Origin of the sequence: Delftia sp. WSY_16 (assembly GCF_043104415.1) — a bacterium.
In the GTDB taxonomy this organism is placed as follows: Bacteria; Pseudomonadota; Gammaproteobacteria; order Burkholderiales; family Burkholderiaceae_C; genus Comamonas; species Comamonas tsuruhatensis.
This window is the reverse complement of record NZ_JBICKS010000027.1, coordinates 24,483-47,812: the sequence shown is the minus strand read 5'-3', so window position 1 is coordinate 47,812 and position 23,330 is coordinate 24,483. Positions and strand designations below refer to the sequence as shown.

The following is a 23,330-nucleotide window of genomic DNA, read 5'->3' as shown; positions in this document are numbered from 1 at the left end:
CTTCGTGCTTGGAATGACAATGCAAAGGCCCTGGCCTCAGACCAGGGCGCGGGCCACGGCCCAGTACATGCCGCGGTTGAAGCCCTTGCGCATCATCGAGCCGACCTTGGTCGGCGGCGTGGGCTTGACGTCGACCTGGTAGTCGTACCAAAGCGGCATGCCGCCGTCCAGGCCCATCTGGGCGATGGCTACCACGCGCCCGTCGTAGGCATCGCTGGTGCGGCCGAAGCGGATCTGCGAGGCGATGTTGTTCACCACCACGGGCGACTGGTTGTGGCAGGCGCCGCCGGCCTTGCTCACCGGCAGGTCCACCGTATCGCCCAGCACATAGACATGGCTCTGGCCCAGCACCTGCATGGTCTCGTGGTCGGTGGGCAGCCAGCCCTCGCCGTCCTGCGCCTGCGACAGGCCGCAGTCGCGCACGGCCTGCACGGCGCGTATGGGCGGCGTGGCCATGAGGATGTCGAAGTCCTCGGCCTGGCCCTCTTCCGAGTGGGCCACCTTGGCCTCGGGGTCCACGCGCGCCAGCGTGAAGCCGCGCTGGTGGCGAATGCCGCGCTGCTCGAACACCGTGGGCAGGATCTCGCAGGTGTCCTTCTGCAGGAACAGGCAGTTGCGCAGCAGCTGCGAGACCGTGGGATAGGTGTAGACGATCTCCACCTTGTCGCGCACGCCGCGCCGGCGCAGCAGGTCGTCCAGCATCAGCGTGGTCTCTATGGGCGCGATGCCGCACTGGTGCGGCACATTGGGCGTCTTGGGAAAGGTGACGGTGACGAAGATGCGGCCCTTTTCTATGCGCGACAGCTTGTCGGCCAGCTGCCGCGCGGGCGCGTGCTGGTAGAAGTGGTCGCCGGCCTCGGCAAGGCCTTCGATGCGCTCGGGCGAGGGCACGCAGCCCGTGGAGATCACCAGATGGTCGTAGCCGAAGCGCTTGCCGCTCCTGCAGTGCACGGCCTGCAGCGCAAAGTCGAAACGCTCCACCTCTTCCACCTGGAAGTCGATCTCGGGCCGCAGCAGGCCGCGCTGCCTGCGCCGCAACTCGTCGCGGAAGAAGGCATTGAAGGCCACGTACATGAAGGCAGGCTTGTAGTAGTGCCAGGGCGAATTCGACAGCATGGTGATGCGCACCTTGCCCGTGACCACCTCCGGATACAGCTTGCTGACCAGGTGGTTGGCGGTCATGGTGCCGCCAATGCCCCCTCCGATGATCAAGATGTGATGCGCCATCCCTGCTACTCCTTGTGCTTTCGCCTCAGTGGAACAACCGCTGGCGCCGCACGGCGCCAGCGCCGGAAAATGCGCCGCTCAGTCAGGCTTGAGCGATCGCCACACCCCGTCCCAGAGCGCGTCGAACAGGGGCTCTATGGGCGTGTCGATGATGCCGTCCAGCCGCAGGCAGATCATGCGGATCGCGCTGCCATACATCAGGCTGGCCGCCACCATGGGCTCCATCTGGCGGATCTCGCCATCGGTCATGCCGGCGAACACGAAGCCGCGCATGCGCACGAAGGCCGAGGCCGAGCAGATGGCCTGCTCGTCGGGCAGAAACTCGCGGTGGCGCGCATTGACCACGAAGCCCATGGCCTCGGGCTCGGCCTCGGCCAGCCCGAACAGCATGCGCAGCACCTCGCGGCAGCGCTGGGCGCTGCCCGCGTGCCGCTCCTCGATATCGTCGAGCAGCACATTCATGCGCGCCAGCAAATGCCGGTACAGCTCGCGCGCAATGCCTTCCTTGTCGGCAAAGTGGTTGTAGAAGAAACCGATGGACACGCCGGCCTCGGCGCACAGGTCCTGTATCGAGGTATTGAAGAAGCCCCGCTCCACGAACAGCCTGAGCGCCACGCGCAGCGTCTGCACATGGCGCGAACCCGCATGCGGGAAGAAGGTCCAGGCCTCGTCTTGCATGGGAAATGATCGTAGAACGAATCTTCATTCTATTTTCACAAGCACGTGCAAACTACACCAGGGTTTTCCTGGACCTTGGCCTCAATCCATCAGCCGGAGTGCCTCGGCAAGCGATGCCACGTTGGCGATGCCCAGCTTTTCGTAGATGGAGCGGATCTGATTGCGCACCGTGGCAGGAGCACGCTGGAGTTGGACTGCAATCTGCTTGTGGGTCAGGCCCCGGACCACAAGCCGGGCAACCGTGGCTTCGCGGGGGGACAGCCCGTCGGCTGCGCACCGGGGGCGCGCTCGCAACCACAGCAGACCGTGCTGCGTGAACAGCGTGATGACCAGGGTGTGGGCCACCAGACGATGGGCGCCGCCCTGTGCCGCAGTCTGCACGGCCGCAGGCAGGCGAGGACCTTGCCAGCCCGGCCATTCGGCGCGCAAGGCGTGCTCGAAGACGACGTCCATGTGGTGGATGATGCCGCGCGGGTCTGCCAGTGCCGAGCCCAACCGATCACGGGCCAGGCCCTGCCGAAGCTGCCCCAGATGCGTGAGGCGGTTGAGTTCCAGCGCCTGCTGCACATGGGGCAGCAGAGCGGCCAGCAGTTGGCGCTCGCCCTCGGTGCAATGCGCATCCGTGCGGGCGCGAAACAGCGTGAGCCAGCGCGTGTAAAGAGTGCTCGGGTTCAGCATCCCGCCGATGAAGAAGTGCGACTGCTCGAAGCGCCTGCCGTAGTCGCGCAGCGCCCCCTGATGCCGGCCACTGAACCAGGTCCTCGCTTCGAAGGCCAGCGTCTCGCTGGGATGCATGGTGACGGCCTGCGCCGCCGTGTCCAGGTGCTTGACCTCTTCATAGGCCTGCAGCATTTCGGGCGGCTGCCGGTGAAGGTGGATGGTGTGGATATCGATGCCGGCCGCCGTCATGGTGGCCGAGCCCCACATGGCCGAGTCGAAGGGCAGCACGGGTTTGAGCAGGTCCAGCGCCTGGTCCTGGAAATGTTCGACAGGCTGCTCGTGCGATAGCCGGTAGAGGTTCAGCAGCAGGTGGTTGTATGCAGCGTCCATGGCGGCTTGCCTGCCTCTCTTCGATACGTTGAGATCGACTGCACGGGCGGGTGTTGCGCGAGCCGTGCCCTCTTGCCCCACCCCGGCAGCGCTTCAGGATAGTGCAATTGCATCATTTTGTTTGTTGCGTGTCACACATAGAGTTGGCTTGCCACCCACATTCCTGTACCGACACCATGCAAATCCACCCCAGTGCATCCACTTCCTTTCCCGCCGTGCGCCCTGTGCTGCTGTGCGGCCTTGTTGCAAGCCTCTATGCCTGTGGAGGAGGCAGCGGCGGCACCGACAGCGGCGGGGGCACCGGCGGCGGCACCGTGACACAGCCGGCCATCACGCTGTCAGGCACCGTCGCCATCGACCAGGCCGTGCGCAACGCTGCAGTCTGCGTGGATCTGAACGCCAATGCAGCCTGCGACACGGGCGAGCCCAGCGCAGCGGCCACCGGCAGTGACGGCAAGTTCAGCCTGACCTATCAACCCGGCGATGCGGCAGCCACCGCTGCCTTCAACCAGGCTCCCGTGCTGGCTCGCATCACACCCGAATCCGTGGACGCTGCGGACCCCACCAGCACCGCCACAGCCAAGGCGTTCGTGCTGTCTGCACCGGCTGGCAAATCCGCGCAGATCAATCCACTGACCAGCCTGGTGCAAAAGGCCATCGCGGCCGGCACGGCCAGGGAAGTGGCCGAGGCTGCAGTGGCCCGCCAGCTCGGCATCGACGCCGCCAGGATCTACGACTACCAGAGCGACGCGGCCTCCAGTGCCGCCGTGCTTGCGGATACCGCGCGCACAGCCGCCAAGGTCACCGCCTACGCGCTTGAGTTGGGCGTGCCTATTCAGGTGACGGCACCTGGCGCAGCGGCCGTGGCATCGAACCAACTGGCGTTTCTGAACTATGGCAACGCGCAGAACTACTCCGTGCGTGAACGCAGGTCCGACGGCGTCGTCCAGGCAGACGGCTTTGCCCACCAGTTCGAGACACGCAGCGGAAAAACCAACGGTGCACCCAGTACGCAGGAAGCGCTGTTCCCGTCCGTCACGCTCACCAGCACCGGATGGACGCGCTGCGACAGTTCCGTTGCGCGCCTGACGACACAGGGGGTTCCCTCGCGCACACTGCTGTGCAACCAGTCCACCGCCTACCTGGGCTTTACCACCGCTTCGCAGGACGTCAGCGGCAAGCCCATGGCCGAAGTCATCACGCAATTGCGTGCCGGAGACACAACGCTGCAGGCCGAGGGCATCCGCCATGACCGCTCCATCGAAATGGACCCTGCCACGCTGGGCTCGGCCGTCTTCCCGCAGGGCGCACAGATGCGCACTGCACTGTCGGTGCAGTTGAACCGGTCGCCGGCCTTCATCAACAACACGGCCACGGACCGCTTCGGCTTCGCCACGCTGGAAGCCATGATTGCCGGCCGCCCGGCCAGCGCGGTGAACCTGTCGACTCCAGCCACCGTGCGCGCCTCGACAGTCGGGGCGGCGGGGCCGGTCGATGCCAACCATGTGTTGCGCGTGGCCTTCATCGATGCGGCCAACGCCCAGTTCTACAGCTGTGAGTCCACCCCTCCGGCCTACAGCGATCTGGGCGCCTGCACCGTGCATTCGCAAAGCGCCTACACCCTCTCCACCTCCCAGGGCGTGCGCCTGCTGAGCTTTGCCGACTTCCCTGGCAAGACCTTCATGCAAGGCGTGACGCGGGGCTATACGGAATTCGACGGCAGCGTATTCGGCTATCGCCTGCCTGCCGCCATTGCCAGCGAAGACCAGGCGCTCAGCTATTCCACCCGGCTGAACGGCGTGGCCTGGGCTGCCATGAAAACGGTTCTGGGCATTGAGTGAGCCTTGCAGCCGGGAGCGGGCATTTCAAGCAAGGAATGGGGCGAGGCATCCCACGCGGCGCCCCGCAGCCGCGTGGGCCGGCATGCCGGGCATGCATGCCTCAGCTCCGTCCTGCCGGACCGTAGAATCCGCGCGCAGCCATTGGAGACAGAGACAACAATGACGGGCTGCACACGAATCCGACCCAAAGGCCTTTTGCAAATGCAACTCCCCATCCACGTCATCGACGCATTCACATCGGAACGATTCAAGGGCAATCAGGCCGCCGTCATTCCCCTGGATGCATGGCTTGCCGATTCCACGCTGCAGGCCATTGCCGCCGAGAACAATCTTTCGGAAACCTCGTTCCTGGTCTGGAGTGCCGAGCGCGCCGCCTTCGAGATCCGCTGGTTCTCCCCCCTGACCGAGATCGCGTTCTGCGGCCACGCCACGCTGGCGAGCGCCTTCGTGCTCTTCGAGGCCGACCCGGCGCTGCGCAGCATCACGTTCTGGGCCGCCGCCGTGGGCAAGGTCACGGCCGCGCAGGAGGATGGCGGACGCATCGTCATGACCTTCCCGCGCCGCGATGCCAAGCCGCTGGATGAGGTGCCCGCCGCACTGCGCGAAGGCCTGACGCCCGCACCCACGGCCTATCTCGTGAACCAGCAGGCCTACGTGGCCGTCTACGCAACCGAAGACCAGGTGCGAGCCGTCAAGCCGGACCTGGAGCGCCTCAAATCACTGGGACCGCTGGATGTGGTAGTGACGGCGCCTGCGGATGCGGGCGCCTCCCATGACTTCGTCAGCCGCTACTTCTGGCCCGCCAATGGCGGCGAGGAAGATCCCGTCACGGGCTCCATCCATGCGGCGCTTGCGCCCTACTGGGCGGGCAGGCTGGGCAAGAACCGTCTGATCGGCCACCAGGCCTCTCGCCGCACGGGCACGCTGTTTTGCGAGGTGACCGATACCAGCGTCGAGGTGGCGGGCCATTGCGCGCGTTATCTGACCGGGACCATTACCGTCTGACGCCCGACTTTGCGCTGGCACGCAGGTACCATCCGCGCATGAGTACCCACTACGAATCACTGTCGCAAGCCGACGCCTACCGCGACGCCTTCGGCGTGGAGGCGCCTGCCGCCAGCGAGCGCAACATGACACCGCGCAAGTCCGGCTTTTTCATCCGCAGCGTCGCCGTGGCCGCGGATGCCGCCACCGGACAGCAAGAACCCTCCGCTTCCGACACACCGCCCGCGCCTGCGGCACCGCCCGCACGCGAGCTGGTTGCCGCCCAATGGGGCCTGGTGCCGCACTGGGTGAAGTCAGCCTCCGATGGACGGCTGCGCGCGCTCAAGCTGGTGAATGCGCGTTCGGAGACCGTCTCCACGGCACAGGCCTTCCGCGATGCCTGGCTCAATGGCCAGCGCTGCATCGTGCCCATGGCCGCCTTTTTCGAGGATGACTACCGCAACGGCAAGGCCCTGCCCACGCGCATCTCGCGCATCGACGGCAAGCCCATGGGCGTGGCCGGCGTGTGGGCGCAGTGGACGGGCCCGGATGGCGAGGTGCTGCTGAGCTACGCCCTGCTCACGGTCAACGCCAACAGCCATGCGCTGCTGCACCGCTACCAGCAGCCCGGCGCGGAAAAGCGCATGCCGGCGATTCTCAACGAAGGCGCCTACGACGCCTGGCTCAACGCGCGCGTGGAAAAGGCGCGCGAGTTCATGCGCCAGTACCCCTCCAACTGGCTCACCGCCAACCCCGTGGAGCGCAAGGCCGACAAGCGGCCTCCAGGCCTGATGGGCTGATGGGCTGATGGGCTGATGGGCTGATGGGCTGACGCATGGGGCTTGTCCCGCGCGCTACGGCGCCTTGGGCAACGCGTTGATGGAGCGCAGGATGTCGCGCGTGATGGCCTGGCGCTTGGGCAGGTCGGCCAGCCGGTGGGGCGTGTCCATGTTCATGGCGAAGAACACGGGGCCGGCAGGCCATTCCACCCAGCCCACCCACCAGCCGATACGGCCCGTCCAGCCGGTTTTGGCGCGCAGTATCCAGTCGGCGCCGGCCTCGTTGACCATCACGTCCTTCACCAGCCGCTGGTGCTCCACCGGCAATGGCAGCCGATTGCGGTACAGCCGCTGCAGGAAGGCCACCTGCTCCAGCGCCGAGATGGCCAGATCGCCTTCCACCCAGAACGGCTGCTCGCCCGTGGCCAGCGCATTGCCGTAGTCGATCTTGCGCATGTAGGCAGCCTCACGCGCACTGCCAAGCTCCCTGGCAAAGCCTTCGTACACCCAGACGGTGGAGTTGCGCATGGCCGAGCGCAGGTCCTGATCGGCATTCCAGGCCGGCAACTGGCGCTTCACGCCATCCCAGGCAATGCGCTGGAACTCGTCGCGCAGCAGGCCGGCGTCCAGCGCGAACAGGCTGTGCGGGATCTTGAAGGTGGAAGCGGGCGAGTAGCGCCGCGCCGCGCGTTCACGGTTGTGGACGTAGACGGCTTCGGCCGGGCCTCTGGCATCGACCACGGCGATGCTGCCATCGACCTTGGCATCGGCAAAAAAGCGGGCCCACTCGGGCCTGTCCTGCAGTTCGGCAGCCGCCAGCGCCGCCTGTGACAGACAGGCGAGCAGCGCGGCGCACATCAGATTTCTTCGATTCATGCCGGCAGTTTAAGAGCTGCACCACCGCACGGCGATGGTGCACCGCCCGCCCGGCTGCCCTGTTTTGACTCGCGGTTTTCCCGTTTTGGTGTTCCGGCTGCATCGCACGGCCCCCAAGGGCCCCGTCTGCGCTGGCACGACTTGTGCAAGGCCGCTGCAGGCCGGCCAATGCAGCCATGGCGGCAACGGCAGACGGCCCCATGACCACAACAAACAAGGGAGTCATTGCATGCACAGGTACGCACGGGCATTGAGAACATTGGTGGCGGGAGGATGGGTTGCGGTCCTGGGTGCGGCGCAGGCGGCCGAGCAGGCGATCACGCGGCCTTCGCTGGTGGCGGTGGAATCCCTCAGCGCCGTGGACACGGTCTGGCTGATGACGGCCACGGTGCTGGTGCTGCTGATGACGCTGCCCGGCATTGCGCTGTTCTATGCGGGCATGGTGCGCCGCAAGAACGTGCTCAACACCATGGCCAGCGTGGTGGCGATTGCCTGCCTGGTCAGCATTCTGTGGTTCGCACTGGGCTATTCGCTGGCCTTCACGCCCGGCAATGCGTGGATAGGCGGTGATTCGCGCGCCTGGTTCGCGGGGCTGGATTTCAACGCCGCCAAGGGCCTGGTGGCCGTGAGCCACCTGGCGCCGCACGTGCCCGAAGCAGCCTATGCGATGTTCCAGCTGGCCTTTGCCGTGATCACCGCCGCCTTGCTGGTGGGCGCCTGGGTGGAGCGCATGCGCTTCGGTGCCATGCTGATCTTCGTGGGCCTGTGGAGCCTGCTGGTCTATGCACCGGTGGCGCACTGGGTGTGGGAGCCGGGCGGCTGGCTGGCGCGCATGGGCGCGCTGGACTTTGCCGGGGGCACCGTGGTGCATGTGAACGCGGGCGTGGCCGGGCTGGTCTGCGCCTGGTTCCTGCGGCCGCGCCGCGGCTACGGGCACGAGCCCTTCGAGCCCTACAACCTGGCCCTGACCATGATGGGCGCGGCCCTGCTGTGGATGGGCTGGTTCGGCTTCAACGCCGGCTCATCGCTGGCCGGGGACAGCCGGGCGGCGCTGGCGCTGGCCGTCACCCACATTGCCGCCAGCGCGGGCGCCCTGGCCTGGTCGCTGGCCGAGTATGTGGTGCGCGGCAAGGCCACGCTGCTGGGGCTGTGCTCGGGGCTGGTCGGCGGCCTGGTGGCGATCACGCCGGCAGCCGGTTTCGTGACGCCGCTGTCGGCGCTGTGCATCGGCTCGATGGCCGGTGTCGCCTGCTATTGGGGCGCAACGGGGCTCAAGCGGCTGCTGGGCGCGGACGATTCGCTGGATGTGTTTGGCGTGCATGGCGTGGGCGGCATCGTGGGATCGCTGCTGACCGGCGTGTTTGCCAGCCCGCAGATCGGCGGCGTGCAGGCCAGCGTGCTCACCCAGGCCGTGAGCGTGCTGGCCGTGGCCTTGTTCACGCTGGTGGCCACGGCGGCGCTGCTGTGGCTGCTGGACATGCTGATCGGCCTGCGCGTGGATGAGGAAAGCGAACTGCAGGGCCTGGACCTGGCGCTGCACCGCGAACGCCTGAGTGGATGAACGGCCGAGCCGCGAAGCGGCCCGGCGCCCGATGATCGTCAAACCGAAGGAGTGCCACTACATGCCCGAAAGCGAACTCCTGGCCATCGCCGCGCACCTGCATGTGCTGCTGCGCAGAAGCTGCGGCCGCGTGACCGATACCGAATGGCTGGCGGCCAATGCCGAGTACGCCGCCGAAATCATCCGCTTCGCACGGGAGCAGGAAGGGGCGCGCAGCACGCCCGAACTGGTGGAATGGACCCATCGCTTCGAAGCGGCCTGGAATGCCGCGCTGGCCGGGCCCGCCGAGCGCTCGCCGCTCATGCAGCGCGCCGGCGAGCTGATGCGCCAGCGTGCGGAAAACCGCAAGTACGTGGGCACGCTGCGCTAGGGCCTGGCTGGCTCAGGCAGGAGGATCAGGCCGGTGGAGCGGGCACCGAGTGCAGCAGCACGGGCGCGTCGCCATCGCCGTTGACGCTTTCCAGCTGCACGCCAAAACCCCACAGGCGCGCTGCGTGCTTGAGCACTTCCAGCGCATCGTCGGACAGCGGCCGGCCCTGGTAGCGGGTGTGGCGCAGGGTGAGGCAGCGGTCGCCGCGCAGATTGACGTTCCAGACCTGGATATTGGGCTCGCGCGCGCCCAGGTCGTATTGCTGCGACAGCGTCTGGCGCAGGGTGCGGTAGCCGTCGTCGTCATGGATGGCGCTGACCAGCAGCTCGCGTTCGCTGGCGTCGTCATGGATGGCGAACAGGCGCATGTCGCGCATCAGCTGTGGGCTCAGGTACTGGCCGACAAAGCTCTCGTCCTTGAAGTTCTGCATGGCATGGTGCAGCGCCGGCAGCCAGGGCGTGCCGGCCAGGTCGGGGAACCAGCGGCGGTCTTCCTCGGTGGGGTCCTGGCAGATGCGGCGGATGTCGCGGTACATGGCAAAGCCCAGCGCATAGGGATTGATGCCGCTGTAGGCGCGGTGACCGGCCGGGGGCTGGTAGATGACATTGGTGTGGGAGGACAGCCATTCGATCATCACGCCGTCGGTCAGCCAGCCTTCGTCGTACAGGGTGTTGAGCAGGGTGTAGTGCCAGAACGTGGCCCAGCCCTCGTTCATCACCTGGGTCTGGCGCTGCGGGTAGAAGTACTGGGCGATCTTGCGCACGATGCGCACGATCTCGCGCTGCCAGGGCTCCAGCAGCGGGGCGTTCTTCTCGATGAAGTACAGCAGGTTTTCCTCGGGCTCCTTGGGAAAGCGCTCGCTGTGCTGCGCCGCGCTGTCCTTGCCCGGGCGGGCCGGCAGGGTGCGCCACAGCTCGTTGACCTGCTGCTGGGCATAGGCCTCGCGCTGCTCGCGCTCGGCCCGCTCGCGCGCCAGGCTTTTCTTGGAGGGGCGGCGGTAGCGGTCCACGCCCAGATTGGACAGGGCATGGCAGGAGTCCAGCCATTGCTCCACCGTCGTCAGGCCGTGGCGCTCCTCGCACTGGGTGATGAAGTCGCGCGCATAGACCAGGTAGTCGATGATGCTGCCGGCATCCGTCCACATGCCGAACAGGTAGTTGTTCTTGAAGAAGCTGTTGTGGCCGTACGCCGCATGGGCGATCACCAGGGCCTGCATGGCCGTGGTGTTCTCCTCCATCAGATAGCTGATGCAGGGATTGGAGTTGATGACGATTTCGTAGGCCAGGCCCATGTGGCCGCGCCGGTAGCGCCGCTCGGTCGCCATGTATTCCTTGCCGTAGCTCCAGTGGCGGTAGCCCACGGGCATGCCCACGCTGGCGTAGGCGTCCATCATCTGCTCGGCCGAGATCACTTCCAGCTGGTTGGGATAGGTGTCCAGGCCGTAGCGTTCGGCGGCGGCCGCAATCGCTGCGTGATAGCGTTCGATGAGCTCGAAGGTCCAGTCGCTGGGATCTGGCAGAGGCTCGGCCGGCCGCTCCCCCGCCGGCAGCGGCGCGGAGGGCACGATGCGCTGGGCCCGTTCGCTGGCCAGATGGGATTTCCACTGCGGCGTGGCATGGCGGGGCGCCAGCACGGGATAGTGAGAGAGGTTCATACCGATACCCCCTCTTTCTTGAACAGGTCGCGGAACACGGGGTAGATCTCGCTGGCGTCCGACACCTTGCGCATGGCGAAATGCGAGAACAGCGGCAGCACCTGGCTGTACTCCTGCCACAGGCTCTGCTCTTCCTGCACCACCTGCACATAGGCGAAGTAGCGCACCAGCGGCAGGATCTTGTCGACCAGCAGGTTGCGGCAGTTGGAGCCGTCGTCGCCGAAGTTGTCGCCATCGCTGGCCTGGGCCACGTAGATGTTCCAGTCCCCGGACGGGTAGCGCGCGCGGATGATCTGGTCCAGCAGCACCAGCGCACTGCTGACCACCGTGCCGCCGCTTTCCTGGGAGTGGAAGAACTCGTCCTCGCTGACCTCGGCCGCCTGCGTGTGGTGGCGGATGAAGACGATGTCGATCTTCTCGTAGTGCCGCGTCAGGAACAGGTACAGCAGGATGAAGAAGCGCTTGGCCAGGTCCTTGCGGTCCTGGTCCATGGAGCCGGACACATCCATCACGCAGAACATCACGGCCTGGCTGATGGGCGCAGGCACGCGCGTGCGGTTGCGAAACCGCAGGTCGATGGGGTCGAGAAAGGCCACCGTGCCCATGCGCAGCTTCAGCGCATCGATGCGCTGCTGCAGCTCGGCCGCCGCCTCGCTGGTGCCATCGTCCTGCGCCAGCAGCGCTTGCAGCTGCTCCTCCAGTGCCTTGAGTTCGCGGTGCGGCGCCTTGGTCAGCGCAATGCGCCGGCCCAGGGCGCCGCGCATGGTGCGCAGCAGCGCCAGGTTGTGCGGCGTGCCGTCGTGGCTGTAGCCGGCGCGGCGCGTCTTGTACTGCATGGTGTTGCCGATGTGGGTGCGCAGCAGGCGCGGCAGGGCCAGGTCTTCAAAGAACAGTTCCATGAACTCTTCCTTGGTCAGGGTGAAGGTGAAGTCGTCCTCGCCCTCGCCGCTGTCGCTGGCCTGGGAGCCGCCGCCGCCTGCGCCGCCCTGCGGCCGGGCAATGCGGTCGCCGCGCACATGCTCGGTGTTGCCCGGGTGCACCGTGTCATGGACGCCGCCCTGCCCATGGTGGAACACGGGCTCGCGGATGTCCTTGCGCGGGATGGAGACGCTCTCGGACTCCTCCATGTGGCGGATGCCGCGCTTGTCCACCGCGCGGCGCACCGCCTCGGCGATCTGCGCCTTGTAGCGGCGCACGAAGCGCTCGCGGTTGCCCACCGACTTGTTCTTGCCGGCCAGCCTGCGATCGATGATTTGCAATGCCATCTGTTCCCCCCAGCCCGGGCGCGCCGAAGGGCGGCGCACCCACCCGTCAGTTGCTCTTGCGAACGCGCAGATACCACTCGCACAGCAGGCGCACCTGCTTGGACGTATAGCCCTTGGCCTCCATGCGGGTGACAAAGTCCTCGTGCTTGCGGGCATCCTCGGCACTGGCCTTGGCGTTGAAGCTGATCACGGGCAGCAGCTCCTCGGTATTGGAGAACATCTTCTTCTCGATCACCACGCGCAACTTCTCGTAGCTGGTCCAGCTGGGGTTCTTGCCCTGGTTGTTGGCCCGCGCGCGCAGCACGAAGTTGACGATCTCGTTGCGGAAGTCCTTGGCATTGGCGATGCCCGCGGGCTTCTCGACCTTCTCCATCTCGGCGTTGAGCGCGTTGCGGTCGAAGGCCTCGCCGGTATCGTTGTCGCGGTACTCGCTGTCCTGTATCCAGTAGTCGGCGTAGGTGACGTAGCGGTCGAAGATGTTCTGGCCGTACTCGCTGTAGCTCTCCAGATAGGCCGTCTGGATTTCCTTGCCGATGAACTCGGCATAGTGCGGCGACAGGTATTCCTTGATGTAGCTGGTGTACTTGGTCTCCAGCTCGGCAGGGAACTGCTCGCGCTCGATCTGCTGCTCCAGCACATACATCAGGTGCACCGGGTTGGCCGCCACCTCGGTGCTGTCGTAGTTGAAGACCTTGGACAGGATCTTGAACGCGAAGCGCGTGGAGATGCCCGACATGCCCTCGTCCACGCCCGCATAGTCGCGATACTCCTGGAAGCTCTTGGCGCGCGGGTCCGTGTCCTTGAGGCTCTCGCCGTCATAGACCTGCATCTTGCTGAAGATGCTGGAGTTCTCGGGCTCCTTCAGCCGCGTGAGCACGGCGAACTGGGCCATCATCTTGAGCGTGCCGGGCGCGCACACGGCGCTGGCCAGGGACGACTCGCGGATCAGCTTCTCGTAGATGCGCACCTCCTCCGACACGCGCAGGCAGTAAGGCACCTTGACGATGTAGACGCGGTCCAGGAAGGCCTCGTTGTTGCGGTTGTTGCGGAAGGCCTTCCACTCGCTCTCGTTGCTGTGGGCCAGCACCATGCCGTCGAAGGGAATGGCGCCAAAGCCCTCCGTTCCCTTGTAGTTGCTCTCCTGCGTGGCCGTCAGCAGCGGGTGCAGCACCTTGATGGGCGCCTTGAACATTTCCACGAACTCCAGCAGGCCCTGGTTGGCCAGGCACAGGCCGCCCGAGTAGCTGTAGGCGTCGGTGTCGTCCTGGGCAAAGTTTTCCAGCTTGCGGATGTCCACCTTGCCCACCAGGCTGGAGATGTCCTGGTTGTTCTCGTCGCCCGGCTCGGTCTTGGCAATGCCCACCTGCCTGGAGATGCTGGGATAGCGCTTGACCACGCGGAACTGGCGGATGTCGCCGCCCAACTCCTCCAGGCGCTTGACGGCCCAGGGCGACAGCACATGGTTGAGGCAGCGCCGGGGAATGCCAAACTGCTCCTCCAGCAGCGGCCCGTCCTCCACGGGGTCGAACAGGCCCAGCGGCGACTCGTTCACGGGCGAGCCCTTGAGCGCGTAGAACGGCACCTTCTGCATCAGGTATTTGAGGCGCTCGGCGATGGAGCTCTTGCCGCCGCCCACGGGGCCCAGCAGATAGAGGATCTGCTTGCGCTCTTCCAGGCCCTGGGCCGCATGGCGGAAGAAGCTCACCACCTGCTCGATGGAGTCTTCCATGCCGTAGAACTCGGCGAAGGCCGGATAGCGCCGGATGACCTTGTTGGCAAACAGCCGCGACAGGCGCGGATCATTGCGCGTGTCCACCATTTCGGGTTCGCCTATGGCCGCCAGCATGCGCTGGGCGGCGCCCTCGTAGGCCATGGGATCGCGCTGGCACAGGGCGAGAAATTCGTCCAGCGACATCTCTTCTTCGCGAAAACGAACGTAACGTGCAGCCGAGTTGCTGATGACATCCATACGACCTCTCCCGGCGGCACCCGAGGGCGAACAGTGCCGCGAAGTTGCAAGGCATTCGCTACCGTGTGGAACTGTTGTAGCACCTTGCATCCGCTTTGAATAGCTCATACGTCCCACATGTCTGCATTGCGCGCGAGGTCACAATGTCAGGTTCCTGGACTACCCCGCTTTTTGCGGTGCCGGGACAGGGGCTTGAGCCAGCCGGGCCTGCAGCAAGGCCCGTGAATACAGCGCCTCACGCTCCCACTTTTGACAAATGATAGTCCGCACTCACACAGCCGCACAGGCCCGAATTCAGAACCGATGTCTCCTGCCGACAACCCCCTACTTGCCGCCGGTCGCCCATCGCGCAAACTGGCTGCCGTCACGCCGATGCACCTGCTGTGGGCCATGTGCCTGGTGCTCGGCCTGCTGCTCGCCCTGCTGGCACCGGGCCTGGCCAAGGCCGCACCGGCAGCAGGCCCTTTGGGTGCCTTGCAGGGCACCCTGGGCGGTGGCTCCGCGTCCGACAAGGAACGAAGCAACGCCATTCAGACCCAGCTCGATGCCGCAGCCTCGGCCACAAAGGAAGCCGATGCGCTGGCCCAGGAACTGGACCGCATGCGCGCCAGGGCACGCACGCCCGTGCCGCCCCTGCCCGCGCCGCTGAGCGACGAGCAGCTGGGCAGCCTGTTCGATCGCTGGAAGGAACGCGTTCCCGCCAACGCCAGCCAGGAAGTGCTGGAACGCCTGCTGGCCGATGAGCGCGATGCCATTGCCGCCCTCAAGGCCGGCATCGAGAAATCCGCGGCCGACCAGGCCAACCTGGTCTCGCAGCCCGGCCCGGGACGGATCGACCTGTCCATACTGCAGCAGCGCGCCCAGGAAAACGCCGAGCCCGTGACGGCCGAGCCCGGCGAAGCCCCCGACCTCACCCAGGCCCGGCAGGCAAGGCGCAGCGCAGAGCACCGCCGCGCCCTGCTGGAGCTGGCGCTGCGCCAGGAAGAGCAGTCCACCATCGAAGCCCGCCAGCGCCTGCTGGCCGCCCAGCTGCAGGCCCAGCGCCGCGAGCTGCTGGAGCGCATGCCGCGCGCCGCCTGGCTGACCCAGCGCATTGCCGAGCGCAGCCGCCAGCAACTGGAGCAGCAGGTGCAGGAGATGGAGCTGGCCGCCCAGCACGCTTCCGCCGCCGATCCCGCCATACGCGACCTGGCCCAGCGCAATGCGGCGCTGGCCGCGCAGATCCTCAAGAACTCCAATGAACTGGCGCAGGAGCGCAAGACCCTGGCCAATGACGAATATGTGCGTGACCAGTTGAGCGCCACGCTGCGCGACACCCAGGCACGCCTGCGGCTGGGCGGTGGCAGCGCGGCCGTGGGCCAGTGGCTGTGGCAGCAGCGCGTGGAGCTGTCCTCCGGCAGCACCCTGCAGGCCAGGCACCGGGCCGTGCAGCGCCAGCTGGCCGAGCTGCGCCTGACACTGTTCAACTCCAGCAAATGGCGCCAGAACCCCGGCGCGGACACGGCGGCGCAGGCCCCGGCCGACGCTGCGGATGCAGGCGGCGTGGCGGCACCGGAGCCGGCCGCCAACGCCACGGTATCGGCCCAGCAGACCGCTTTGCTGGCCCGGCAGGTGGCGCTCACCGATCAGCTGCAACCGGTGTTGCTGCGCCGCATCGCCGTGCTGGAGCAGACCGACGACGCGCTGCGCGCGGCCCTGCGCAGCGGCAATGAGTTGCGCCAGGTGCTGGACAAGGAGCTGCTGTGGTTCCCCAGCCACCGCCCCATGGACCGTACCTGGCTCAGCGAGTGGCAGGCGCTGGAGCAGGACATCGAAGGCAGCAGCTCGCCCTGGAAAACCGCGCGGGCGCTGGCCGCCAGCATCTGGAACGATCCCTGGGCCTTTGGCGCCGTCGGCCTGATCGTGGCCCTGCTGCTGGGCCTGCGCCGCTACGCGCTGCGCCAGTTGCAGTCCATCGCCGTGCGCGTGGGCGACTTCATGCGCGACCACTTCGGGCTGAGCCTGCTGGCGCTGGGCTGGAGCCTGCTCTACACCCTGCCCTGGAGCTTTGCGGCCGCGGCGCTGGGCAGCCTGCTGCAAGGCCCGGAAACCGTGGGCACGGCGCTGGAGCCGCTGGGCGCCACCCTGGTCCAGCTCAGCGATTTCATATTCGTGGCCACCTTGCTCAACGCCCTGTTCTGCCCGGGCGGGCTGGCACTGGCCCACTTCGGCTGGCCGGCTGCTCGCGTGCAGATGCTGCGCCAGATGGTGCGCCGCGCCGCCTGGCTGATCGTGCCTGCCGAACTGCTGGGCGGCCTGGCCTTCTACAGCCATGACAACCACGCCATCAGCACCTGGGGGCGCATCTCCATCCTCATGCTGTCGCTGGGGCTGGCCTGGATGGCCTGGCTGTACTTTCGCCGTGTCATGCAGCAAAAGCGGCCCGGCATCCACTGGGGCCAGATCGTCAGCGTGGTGCTGATGCTCATGCTCAGCGCGCTGGCCGTGGGCATCGTGCTCGGCTATGTCTACACGGCCACCGAAGTCATCCAGGCCCTGATGGCCAGCTTCGTGTTCCTGGGCGCGGTCGAGGTCGTGGTCAACCTGCTGCGGCGCTGGCTGCTGCTGGGCGAGCGGCGCCTGGCGCTGAACCGGCTGCGCGAAGCCGCCAGGCTGGCCCAGAGCGGCTCGGGCGTGGACACCGGCAAGGCCCCCACCGACGAAGCCACCCAGATGGCCCTGGTCACCGTGGGCGCCCAGGCGCACCGGCTGCTGGGCCTGCTGCAGCAGGTGCTGGTCGTGCTGACCCTGGTCTACGCCTGGCTGCCCGTGCTGCCTGCGCTGCTGCGCTCCGAAGGCGTGGTGCTCTGGTACACCACCAACACCGGCGCCGACGGCATCGCGCATGCCGCCCCCGTGAGCCTGATGGATGCGCTGCTGGGCGTGATGATCCTGCTGCTGACCTTCAGCTTTGCACGCAACCTGCCGGGCCTGCTGGAAGTGACGCTGTCGGCCTCCAACCGCATCAGCAGCTCCGCGCGCTACACCCTGGCCACGCTGGCGCGCTACGCCATCACCATCGCGGGCACGGTCAGCGCCTTCACGCTGCTGGGCCTGCGCTGGGGCCAGCTGCAGTGGATGGTGGCGGCGCTCACAGTGGGCCTGGGCTTCGGCCTGCAGGAGATCTTCGCCAACTTCGTCTCGGGCCTGATCCTGCTGGTGGAGCGGCCCTTCCGCGTGGGCGATGTCATCACCATCGACACCCTCACCGGCACCGTCACGCGCATCCGCACGCGGGCCACCACGGTGCTGGACTTCGACAACAAGGAAATCGTCATCCCCAACAAGACCTTCATCACCGGCCAGGTGACGAACTGGACCTTGAGCGACGACGTGACCCGCCTGGTGATCGACGTGCCCGTGGCCCACGGCAACGACCCCGAGCAGGTGCGCGACATGCTGCTGGACATTGCCAGGGAGCACCCCCAGGTGCTGCGCGAGCCCGAGCCCAACTGCTGGTTCATGGCGCTGGAAGGCAACGGCCAGCGCTTCGAGCTGCGCGCCTACGTGGGCAAGGTCGAAGACCGCCTGCCCGTGCGCCACGACCTCAACCGCCGCGTCAACGACCGGCTCAAGGACGCTGGCATTGCCGTGGCCTTCCCGCAGCTGGACCTGCATGTGCGCAACATGCCGGCCCATGCACCGGCCCATGCACCGGGGCATGCGCCTGGGCAGACCCCACCCCATCCGACGGCATGAGGCCGACAAGCCCCCCCCGGTTCTATGCGCAAAGCGCGGCATTGCCGCGCTCGCGGTCAGAACACTTCCCAGTTCTCGTCCACACGCTCGCCCGCATTGCGCAGCGGGGTGACCTTGGCAGGCGCTGCAGCAACCCTGGGTGCCGCTGGGGACGCCTTCGTCCGCTGGCCGCCCTTGCTGCCTGAGGCGGCTGGCGCTGGCGCCTGGGCCGGTGATGTCGCGGGCAGGGACACGGACGAGGACAGCCCATCCAGCTTGAACAGACTGACCAGATCGACCAACCTGGCAGCCTGCGCGTTCAGGCTGGCAGCAGCCGCCGCCGACTCTTCGACCAGGGCGGCGTTCTGCTGCGTGACCTGGTCCAGCTGTACGACGGCATCGCCCACCTGCGCCACACCATCGGCCTGCTCGGCCGTGGCTGCGCCTATCTCGCCGATCAGGTCGGCCACCTGCTGCGCCTGGCGGACGATGTCCTGCATCGCGGAACCTGCCTCGCCCACCAGACCGGAGCCTTCATCCACCTTGGACACGCTCTCGCCTATCAGGGCCTTGATCTCCTTGGCTGCCCCAGCGCTGCGCTGGGCCAGGCTGCGCACTTCGGATGCCACCACGGCAAAGCCGCGCCCCTGCTCGCCCGCCCGCGCCGCCTCCACGGCGGCATTGAGCGCCAGGATGTTGGTCTGGAAGGCAATGGAGTCGATCACGCCGATGATGTCCTCGATCTTCCGGGAACTCGCGGTGATCTGCTCCATGGTGGCCACAACGCGGTCCACGATCTTGCCGCCGCCAGTGGCGGCCTGGCTCGACGAAGCGGCCAGCTGGGTGGCGGTACGCACCGTATCGGCATTGAGCTTGACGGTGGCGTTCATCTCCTCCATGGAGGCGGCGGTCTGCTCCAGATTGCTGGCCTGCTCCTCCGTGCGCTGGCTCAGGTCGGCATTGCCCGATGCGATCTGGCTGGCGCCGGTCGCGATGGATTCGCTGCTTTGCCGCACATCGGCGACCACGCGCGCCAGGCCGGCACGCATGTCCTCCATGGCGTGCAGCAGGCTGGAGGTGTCGCAGGGCGTCAATTGCACCCGCACGGACAAATCGCCCTGCGCGATCTGGCGCGCCACCCCGGCGGCATAGGAGGGCTCTCCGCCCAGCTGCTGCTTGACCGTCCTGGTGATCATCCAGGCCACCAGCGAGCCCAGCGCGGCGGCCAGCAGCGTCAGCACCAGCATGGCCACGCCGTCTTCGGCCACGCTGCGCAGGGAGCCGTCCACCGTGGCCTGCGTCTGTGCCTTCTGGTAATCGACCAGTGCCTCGACCGCATCGAAATAGGTCGTCTGCAAGGAGCGCAGGCGCCCCATGATCAGATCCCTGGCGGCATCGCCCTGGTTGGCCAGGCCCAGGTCACCGGCCTGGCGCATGGTCTCCACGAAAGGCTGGCGCGCCTGCCGTATGTCGGCAAAGAGCCGGCGCGCCTGCTCGGTCTGCAGGCGCTGGTCCAGCTCCTTCATGACCAGGCCGTTCCTGGCGACCACCTCATCCAGCCGGCGGCTCTCCTCGGCCATCTGCGCCGGATCGGTGATCAGCGCCAGATTGCGCACCACCCGCGCCGACACATTGGCGTTGTCCTTGAGCGATTGCAGCCGGGCCAGATTGCCCATGCGGTCCTCGGCCAAAACACGCAACTGCTCCCCCTGATCGTGCAGCTTCATCCAGCCGAAGCCGGCCACGCACACGCAGACCACGATCACCGCAAGGAAACCCATGCCCAGCATGGTTCCCAACTTCATACGCCTCAGAAAACCCACGTCGCTCTCCCTCGAACCACCTACGCAAACCGGCCAGACTGCTGGCACGGAGGAAACACATTCAGGAACAAATTTGACAATTTGAATCAGTCGTGTCGCCTTCCCAAACCCTGCACATCCAGTAGGACAGCGCCTTGCCGGCATGCAGGCATCGGGCTGTCAGCGATTGCACGAACCGTCATTTCGCGCTTGATGGCCATGTTTCAATCCACATGCCCGCATGGGGCGCGACGGAGGCGGCGTGGCCAAGCCCTCGGGCGCAGTCTGGTTTCAATCCACGCGCCCGCACGGGGCGCGACGATCACAAATGATGACCGACTGCTTCGCATGGGGAGTTTCAATCCACGCGCCCGCACGGGGCGCGACGTCATCGCCGGCGGGGGCCATGTAGCGGGCCAGTTTCAATCCACGCGCCCGCACGGGGCGCGACCGAGTCTGCAGACCGCGCCTACCGGGCCGGCGAGTTTCAATCCACGCGCCCGCACGGGGCGCGACGGCATGCTTATAACCCAGCCGCACCACTGCAAAAAAAGCTTCGCCATCGCGAACCTGCGCGCTCTGTCACGGAAAAACGGCAAGGACCACGACAGACGCAGTGATGCCTCAACAAAAACAACGGCTTGCAGAAATGCGAACCTCAGGGGAGGACAAAGGTCACTTGGGGTTCGCGGGACGCGAGCTGGTGCGGCCAACTGCAGCCGGGGCACGCGGTGACTGGGTGCCCACAAAAAAGCGGCCTTTAAGGCCGCTCTTCATCAGCATGCGCAGCCGCAAGCCGATCAGCTGCCCGCCACCTTCATGCGGTTGATCAGGATAGAGCCCACGGTCTTGGCGCCGTAGTTGTAGGCATCTGCGCCCACGGCCTCGATGCCCTTGAGCATGTCCTTGAGGTTGCCGGCGATGGTGATCTCATGCACGGGGAAGGCGATTTCGCCTTTTTCCACCCAGAAGCCGCTGACGCCGCGCGAGTAGTCGCCGGTCACGTAGTTCACGCCCTGGCCCATGAGTTCGATCACGAACAGGCCCGTGCCCAGCTTCTTGAGCATGGCGGGCAGGTCGTCGCCGGCCTTGGTGCGGCGCGAGGTCATGACCAGGTTGTGCGATCCGCCGGCATTGCCGGTGGTCTTCATGCCCAGCTTGCGTGCCGAGTAGCTGGACAGGAAGTAGCCCTCGACGCGGCCGGCATCCACCACCTTGCGGGCCTGCACGCGCACGCCTTCCTCGTCGAAGGGCGAGCTGCCCTTGCCGCCGAGGATGAAGGGATCTTCCGTGATGTCGATGTGCTTGGGGAAGACGGGCTTGCCCAGCGAGTCGAGCAGGAAGGTGCTGCGGCGGTACAGCGCGCCGCCGCTGACGGCCTGCACGAAGCTGCCCAGCAGGCCGGCGGCCAGCGTGGACTCGAACAGCACCGGGCATTCGGTGGTCGGGATCTTGCGGCTGCCCAGGCGGCTCAGGGCGCGCTGGGCGGCGTAGCGGCCCACGGCTTCGGGCGAGGCCAGGTCGGCCGCGTTGCGCATGGAGCTGTACCAGGCATCGCGCTGCATCTCGCCATTGCGGCCGGGCAGCGATGCGATGGGCGCCACCGACAGGCTGTGGCGCGAGCTGGCGTAGCCGCCACGGAAACCATTGGTATGGGCGCTGAAGAAATGGCTTTGCTGGGCCGAGACGCCAGCGCCTTCGCTGTTGGTGATGCGCTTGTGCGTGCCCAGGGCAGCTTCTTCGCACTGCAGCGCCAGCTGCGCCGCAGCCTCGCTGGTCAGCTCCCAGGGGTGGAACAGTTGCAGGTCACGGTGGGTGCCGGGCGGGGCGATGTCGGCCGCATCGGGCAGGCCGGCCATGGGGTCCTCGGCGGTGAAGCGCGCGATGTCGTAGGCGGCCTGCACGGTCTGCTGGATGGCGGCATCCGAGAAGTCGGAGGTGCTGGCGTTGCCACGGCGGTTGCCCAGGTAGACGGTCACGCCCAGCGACTTGTCGCGGTTGCGCTCCACGGTCTCCAGCGCCCCCTTGCGCACACTCACGCTCAGGCCGCAGCCCTCGGAAGCCTCGGCTCCGGCGTCGGTGGCGCCGAGCTTCTTGGCGTGGACCAGGGCACGGTCCACCAGATCTTCAAAAAACGGTTGGCTGTAGCTGAAGCCGGAATCAGCCTGCGGTTTGGCGGTGCTTGCCGCGCGGGGACGGGGTTTTTTCATAGCGGCGGCTATGATAGCCGCCACTGCAGCGCCCTCCGCGCCGCCACTGTATTTGTCCCCTACCCCATGTCACGCAAACCCAAAAAAGGCTACTACGTCAAAGGTCACTTCGTTGCCGAAGGCAGCGAACTCGACCTGCAGCTCAAGGCCGAACTCAAAGGCACCTCCGACTCCAGCAAGACGGATCTCAAGCGCGAGTCCGACGCCTTGCAGGACCTCGGCAAGGATTTGCTGACGCTGCGCTCCGACCTGTTCAAGCGCCTGCAATTGCCCGACCAGCTGGCCGATGCCCTGGCCGAGGCCAAGCGCATCACCAATTTCGAAGGCAAGCGCCGCCAGATGCAGTACGTCGGCAAGCTCATGCGCAAGCTGGACGAGACCGAGATCGCCGCCGTGCGCGCCGCACTGGACGAGCAGCACAACGGATCGGCCGCCGAGAAGATGGCCCTGCATGCGGCCGAGCAATGGCGCGACCGCCTGATTGCCGAGGAATCGGCCCTGTCCATCTGGCTGGACCATTTCCCCGACACAGACACCCAGCAGCTGCGCGCCCTGATCCGCCAGGCCCGCAAGGACATGCCGGGCGCCCATGAGGCCAATGTGCAGGAATCCACCGGCCTGGCCCAGCGCAAGGGCCGCGCCTACCGCGATCTGTTCCAGTTGGTGCGCCAGCAGTTGGGCGGCACGGGCCGCGAGACAGCCGAGGACGGTGACGGCGCTGGCGAGGAAGCTGACGATGAGTGAGCCCGTCCATGACGCCGTGCGCATCGGCATCGTCTCGATCAGCGACCGTGCCAGCAGCGGCGTCTATGAGGACAAGGGCCTGCCGGCCCTGCAGGACTGGCTCACCCGCGCGCTCAGGAACCCCATCACGTTCGAGCCGCGCCTGATCCCCGACGAGCAGGCCGGCATCAGCGCCGCGCTGATCGAGCTGGTCGATGCCGGCTGCTGCCTGGTGCTGACCACGGGCGGCACCGGCCCCGCCCCGCGCGATGTCACGCCCGAAGCCACGCTGGCCGTGGCCGACAAGGAAATGCCGGGCTTTGGCGAGCAGATGCGCCAGATCAGCCTGGCCTTTGTGCCCACGGCGATCCTGTCGCGCCAGGTGGCGGTGATCCGTGGCAAGAGCCTGATCATCAACCTGCCGGGCCAGCCCAAGGCCATTGCCGAAACCCTGGAAGGCCTGAAGAACCCCGATGGCACGCAAAAGGTCAACGGCATCTTTGCGGCCGTGCCCTATTGCGTTGACCTGATCGGCGGGCCCTATCTGGAAACGGACGACAGCGTCTGCAAGGCGTTCCGCCCCAAGAGCGCAGTGCGCACCGCGCGACCTGCGGCCTGATCGCG

General features: G+C 66.7%; 17 protein-coding genes and 1 CRISPR repeat array. Of the genes, 8 read left to right on the top strand and 9 right to left on the bottom strand.

The features are described 5' to 3' along the window. Window positions 1–36: 36 nt before the first annotated feature. From ACF8O7_RS14675 to ACF8O7_RS14665, 3 genes are all read right to left on the bottom strand, one after another. The gene (locus tag ACF8O7_RS14675) at window positions 37–1,227 is read right to left on the bottom strand and encodes an FAD/NAD(P)-binding oxidoreductase (protein WP_043791050.1); all 1,191 of its coding nucleotides are present in this window, start codon (window positions 1,225–1,227) and stop codon (window positions 37–39) included. A gap of 78 nt (window positions 1,228–1,305) precedes the next feature. Next, window positions 1,306–1,905, bottom strand: coding sequence for a TetR/AcrR family transcriptional regulator (locus tag ACF8O7_RS14670; protein ID WP_012204257.1), 600 nt, complete (start codon window positions 1,903–1,905; stop codon window positions 1,306–1,308). Between the two features lie 81 nt (window positions 1,906–1,986). Beyond that, the gene (locus ACF8O7_RS14665) at window positions 1,987–2,955 is read right to left on the bottom strand and encodes a LuxR C-terminal-related transcriptional regulator (RefSeq protein ID WP_016449747.1); all 969 of its coding nucleotides are present in this window, start codon (window positions 2,953–2,955) and stop codon (window positions 1,987–1,989) included. 176 nt (window positions 2,956–3,131) lie between these two features. Between ACF8O7_RS14665 and ACF8O7_RS14660 the strand changes: the two genes are divergently transcribed. The 3 genes from ACF8O7_RS14660 to ACF8O7_RS14650 all read left to right on the top strand — a co-directional run bounded on the left by ACF8O7_RS14660 (window position 3,132) and on the right by ACF8O7_RS14650 (window position 6,580). Then, window positions 3,132–4,796, top strand: a complete 1,665-nt coding sequence (locus tag ACF8O7_RS14660; protein WP_392443640.1) for a hypothetical protein — start codon at window positions 3,132–3,134, stop codon at window positions 4,794–4,796. 201 nt (window positions 4,797–4,997) lie between these two features. Next, window positions 4,998–5,801: a PhzF family phenazine biosynthesis protein gene (locus ACF8O7_RS14655; RefSeq protein ID WP_047218721.1), complete on the top strand. Its 804-nt coding sequence runs from the start codon at window positions 4,998–5,000 to the stop codon at window positions 5,799–5,801. 38 nt (window positions 5,802–5,839) lie between these two features. After that, complete coding sequence (locus tag ACF8O7_RS14650; RefSeq protein ID WP_017406928.1) at window positions 5,840–6,580, top strand: SOS response-associated peptidase; 741 nt, start codon at window positions 5,840–5,842, stop codon at window positions 6,578–6,580. A 54-nt stretch (window positions 6,581–6,634) separates the two neighbouring features. Here the strand turns inward: ACF8O7_RS14650 and blaOXA are convergent, their stop codons facing one another. Next, a complete protein-coding gene (gene blaOXA, locus ACF8O7_RS14645; protein WP_241150390.1) occupies window positions 6,635–7,435 on the bottom strand; it encodes a class D beta-lactamase in 801 nt (266 codons plus the stop codon). Between the two features lie 229 nt (window positions 7,436–7,664). On the opposite strand from blaOXA, the gene ACF8O7_RS14640 reads away from it, so the two are divergent. Further along, window positions 7,665–8,996 carry an ammonium transporter gene (locus tag ACF8O7_RS14640; protein ID WP_392443635.1) on the top strand — a complete coding sequence of 444 codons (1,332 nt, stop codon included), beginning with the start codon at window positions 7,665–7,667 and terminating at the stop codon, window positions 8,994–8,996. Window positions 8,997–9,057: 61 nt separating this feature from the next. Continuing rightward, the gene (locus ACF8O7_RS14635) at window positions 9,058–9,366 is read left to right on the top strand and encodes a hypothetical protein (protein WP_016449753.1); all 309 of its coding nucleotides are present in this window, start codon (window positions 9,058–9,060) and stop codon (window positions 9,364–9,366) included. Window positions 9,367–9,391: 25 nt separating this feature from the next. On the opposite strand, the gene ACF8O7_RS14630 is transcribed toward ACF8O7_RS14635, so the two are convergent. The 3 genes from ACF8O7_RS14630 to ACF8O7_RS14620 are packed head-to-tail and all read right to left on the bottom strand — an operon-like array spanning window position 9,392 to window position 14,254. Continuing rightward, window positions 9,392–11,020 (bottom strand): SpoVR family protein, encoded by a 1,629-nt coding sequence (locus tag ACF8O7_RS14630; protein WP_016449754.1) that lies wholly within the window; start codon window positions 11,018–11,020, stop codon window positions 9,392–9,394. Further along, a complete protein-coding gene (locus ACF8O7_RS14625) occupies window positions 11,017–12,285 on the bottom strand; it encodes a YeaH/YhbH family protein (RefSeq protein WP_016449755.1) in 1,269 nt (422 codons plus the stop codon). The genes ACF8O7_RS14630 and ACF8O7_RS14625 overlap by 4 nt, the downstream gene beginning before the upstream one ends. Before the next feature lie 46 nt (window positions 12,286–12,331). Then, complete coding sequence (locus ACF8O7_RS14620) at window positions 12,332–14,254, bottom strand: PrkA family serine protein kinase (RefSeq protein WP_392443632.1); 1,923 nt, start codon at window positions 14,252–14,254, stop codon at window positions 12,332–12,334. Between the two features lie 372 nt (window positions 14,255–14,626). Here ACF8O7_RS14620 and ACF8O7_RS14615 point away from each other — a divergent pair, with 372 nt between their 5' ends. Further along, the gene (locus tag ACF8O7_RS14615) at window positions 14,627–17,992 is read left to right on the top strand and encodes a mechanosensitive ion channel domain-containing protein (RefSeq protein WP_392443631.1); all 3,366 of its coding nucleotides are present in this window, start codon (window positions 14,627–14,629) and stop codon (window positions 17,990–17,992) included. A gap of 56 nt (window positions 17,993–18,048) precedes the next feature. On the opposite strand, the gene ACF8O7_RS14610 is transcribed toward ACF8O7_RS14615, so the two are convergent. Both ACF8O7_RS14610 and pmbA read right to left on the bottom strand, forming a co-directional pair. Next, window positions 18,049–19,776, bottom strand: coding sequence for a methyl-accepting chemotaxis protein (locus ACF8O7_RS14610; protein ID WP_392443628.1), 1,728 nt, complete (start codon window positions 19,774–19,776; stop codon window positions 18,049–18,051). Window positions 19,777–19,994: 218 nt separating this feature from the next. Then, a CRISPR array of direct repeats spans window positions 19,995–20,290; the repeat unit is 33 nt; unit sequence GTTTCAATCCACGCGCCCGCACGGGGCGCGACG. 283 nt (window positions 20,291–20,573) lie between these two features. Beyond that, the gene (gene pmbA / locus ACF8O7_RS14605; RefSeq protein ID WP_151019983.1) at window positions 20,574–21,983 is read right to left on the bottom strand and encodes a metalloprotease PmbA; all 1,410 of its coding nucleotides are present in this window, start codon (window positions 21,981–21,983) and stop codon (window positions 20,574–20,576) included. Between the two features lie 66 nt (window positions 21,984–22,049). On the opposite strand from pmbA, the gene yjgA reads away from it, so the two are divergent. Beyond that, on the top strand, window positions 22,050–22,727 hold the full coding sequence (gene yjgA, locus ACF8O7_RS14600; RefSeq protein WP_392443619.1) for a ribosome biogenesis factor YjgA: 678 nt from the start codon (window positions 22,050–22,052) through the stop codon (window positions 22,725–22,727). Beyond that, window positions 22,720–23,325: a molybdopterin adenylyltransferase gene (gene mog / locus ACF8O7_RS14595; protein WP_047325804.1), complete on the top strand. Its 606-nt coding sequence runs from the start codon at window positions 22,720–22,722 to the stop codon at window positions 23,323–23,325. The genes yjgA and mog overlap by 8 nt, the downstream gene beginning before the upstream one ends. Window positions 23,326–23,330: the final 5 nt, after the last annotated feature.